Origin of the sequence: Paucibacter sp. XJ19-41, assembly GCF_028462495.1 — a bacterium.
In the GTDB taxonomy this organism is placed as follows: Bacteria; Pseudomonadota; Gammaproteobacteria; order Burkholderiales; family Burkholderiaceae_C; genus Roseateles_E.
Genome location: NZ_JAQOWX010000263.1, coordinates 1 through 1,482, shown reverse-complemented (window position 1 = coordinate 1,482; position 1,482 = coordinate 1). Strand labels below are relative to the sequence as shown.

The window sequence follows — 1,482 nt, the reverse complement described above, 5'->3', positions numbered from 1 at the left end:
CGCGCCAGCCAGGCCGTGTAGCCGATGGCCAGGCAGCCGGCCAGCGCGCCGCGCCCGAGCACGCCCGGCGTGGGGTGCCGGCCGCCGCCGCCGGCCTCCACCGCCATATCGACGGCCAGGGTCCAGTCGCCTTCGCGCAGCTCGCAATGCAGCCCGTCCACCACGCGCGCGCGCATCGTGCATTGCCCCTGCGCCTGCGCGGGTTTGCGCTCGAAGGCGGCCTGCATGCGGTCCCAGGCGGTGCGGATGCGCTCGGCGGTGCGGTTCATGCTCGGCTCCTTTTTGCGGCCTCGGCGGCCCGGTTCGGCAAGAATGCGCGGCGGGCGTCAGCCCAGCGTCAAGACGGCGTCAAGGGCCGTGCTTCCCGCCAGACGGCCAGCAGCGCCTCGAAGCGCCGCTTGCGCACCCAGACGCGCAACTCCTCCGGGCTCAGGCACGGGCGGATGTGCCAAGCCTCGCGCAGCGCCGCGAGCGCCGCGGCGCGATGGCCGCGCTCCAGCTCGATCCCGGCCCGCACGATGCGTGCGGGCCAGAAGCGCGGGTCTGCGCGGCAGGCCGCCTCGGCCGCGCTGGCGGCCTCGTCCAGGCGTTCCAGCCGCTGCAGCGCCCCGCTCAGCAGGGTGTACCAGACGGGGCGACGGTAGTCGTCCGGGCTCAGGCGCAACCCGCGCTGCAATTGCTCGATGCCGCGTTCGGTCTCGCCCAGGATCAGCTGGGTGGCGCCCAGCGCGGCCCAGGCCTGGGGATTGCCGGGGTTGGTATCGACCGCGCGCTGGATGAAGGGCAGGGCACGCCGCGGGTCGCCCAGATCGGCCAGCGCGCAGCCGGCATAGCCAAGCACCTCGGAGTTGCGCGGCTCCAGTTCCAGCGCCTGTTCGGCCTCGGACAGCGCCTCGGCGCGCGCGGCCGCGCCGGGCAGCAGCCCCATATTGCCGGCCAGGGCCATCACGATGGCCTTCTGCGCCCGCGCCAGCGCATGGCCGGGATCGACGGCGATGGCATGGCGGTAGAAGTCGAGCGCGGCGCGCACCGAGTCCTCGGCCCAGCCGCGCGCGAACAGTGCGCTATTGGCATCGCGCACCAGGTCGCGGGCATCGTCGCCCGCGCCGTCGGCATGCTGCCGGCGCGCCCAGGCCACGCTGACCTGCAGGTCGACCTCGGCGGCCCAGGCCGCGATGCGCTCGTCCAGCAGCCCCGACGCCGGCTGGGCCTCCAGGTCTTCCTGCAGGCTCCACAGGTACAGCGCGTCCTCGCCGGAGATCAGGTGCAGCGACAGCCGCAGCCGCCCCTCCGGCGTGCGGCGCAGGCCGCCGCCGACCAGAAAGCAGGCCTTCAGCAGCTCGGCCATGCGCACGAGGTCGCCGTGCGCCCGCGCCGCCACCGACTGCACCGCGGCCTGAGCCGTGACGGCCAGCTGCGAATGCCGCGCCAGCGCGGCGCCCAGGTCCTCGGCCACCACGAGGGCCAGGCTTGCCAGCGCCG

General features: G+C 75.0%; 2 protein-coding genes. Both read right to left on the bottom strand.

The genetic code is table 11. The features are described 5' to 3' along the window. On the bottom strand, positions 1-269 hold a 269-nt coding region (locus PO768_RS28830; RefSeq protein ID WP_272648796.1), incomplete at its 3' end, for an OsmC family protein. Positions 270-337: 68 nt separating this feature from the next. Beyond that, positions 338-1,482, bottom strand: a 1,145-nt coding sequence (locus PO768_RS28825; RefSeq protein ID WP_272648795.1) for a tetratricopeptide repeat protein, incomplete at its 5' end; no start/stop codon positions are given.